The 1,440-nt window shown below is 67.2% G+C and carries 1 protein-coding gene; it reads right to left on the reverse strand.

The genetic code is table 11. From position 1 onward, the window contains the following. Positions 1 to 124: 124 nt before the first annotated feature. Complete coding sequence (locus ACTICP_RS16005) at positions 125 to 982, reverse strand: phospholipase (RefSeq protein WP_441894059.1); 858 nt, start codon at positions 980 to 982, stop codon at positions 125 to 127. Positions 983 to 1,440: the final 458 nt, after the last annotated feature.

Genomic DNA, 1,440 nt, shown 5'->3' on the forward strand with positions numbered 1-1,440 from the left:
ACGACGACGGCGCTCAGGCCGATGATCCAGCGGGCGGTCGGGGAGAGCGGGGAGCGCGTAGATGAGGTCACACTCCACGGGAACAGTATTCAAACGAATACTGTTCCCGTGGAGGCAGAATTTCTCAGTACCAGTTCACCGACTGCGAGTGGCCCCAGGCCGCGCACGGGGTGCCGTAGACGCTGGAGATGTAATCCAGACCCCACTTGATCTGCGTGGTGGCGTTGGATGCCCAGTCGGAGCCGAACGTCGCCATCTTGTCGCCGGGAAGCGCCTGCGGGATGCCTGTGGCGCCGGACGGGTTGTACGCCTGGTAGTCCCAGCCGGACTCCTTCATCCACAGCGAGTCCAGGCAGGAGAACTCGCCTTCACCCCAGCCGTACTCGCTCGCGGCGATCTTCGCGGCGACCGAACGTGCGCCGTCCGGCGTGTTCGCCGACTCGAGCGCTGCGGCCTGTGCCTCGGCTTCTGCCGCGGCCTTCTTTTCGGCCTTCTTCTTCGCCTCCGCAGCTTCCTTCTTCGCCTCTGCGGCCTTCTTCTCCGCGATCGCATCGTCCAGCCGGTCGCGCAGTGCGGAGGTGTCGGCCTCGACGATCTCGGTCTCGACGATGGTGTTCGCGGTGAGGGTGGCACGGGCGTCGCCGACAGCATCCTCATCAGAAAGGTCGTTGAGCGACTTCGCGAGCCCGGTCGTGTCGATCGTGGCCGAGTCGAGGTCGAAGCCCGACCTCTTCACCTTCGTGACGGTGGCGGCGGCCTTGGCGACCACGGACCGGCCGTCCTCGACAGCGGCGGCCGTCGCGGCGAGATCCGCGCGCAGGGCGCTGCGGTCAGTGACGACGGAGCGCCCCGAGACATCGGCCGCAGCGGGGGCTGCGGTCGTGAGACCGGCGGTGGTGAGGAGGCCGAGCGCGGCGCCGGCGACGAGGGTCAGCGCGATGACGCGGCGGCGGGCTGGGGCGATCAAGTGAGTTTCGGGCATGACGAACGTGACGATCCTTTGAACTAGTGGGGCCGCTTCGGGGGCGGCGCGTGCACTCTCGGGTCGAGCGCAAGGTTACGATTCTGCAACACCGAGGCTGTGTGCGACCTCACCATGGCCTGGATGCCCGGTGTGAGAAGGCGCGCCTTCATCCCCAGCGCCGCCCGGCCCGGCTGCGCGATGCGAGAAGGACTTCGTCGGTTCAGGTCGCTCTGAACGGACGAAACTCTTCCCGCATGGTCATCGGGTTCGAACGCGGCCTCGCGCTGCGCGCGCACTACCCGCGCGGCACATTCGCGGTGGTGGATGACTGGCTCGCCCGCATGGGTGCCTGAGCGCGAGCGACTCCAAGCGAGAAGGATTCTGCCAACCCGCGGCATCCAGAACCGGCAGAATCCATCCAGCATCCGGTCGCGCGCCGGTCACAACGCCAGGATCAGGCGAACGAGTCCTCGATC

The organism is Microbacterium sp. (genome assembly GCF_052102115.1).
In the GTDB taxonomy this organism is placed as follows: Bacteria; Actinomycetota; Actinomycetes; order Actinomycetales; family Microbacteriaceae; genus Microbacterium.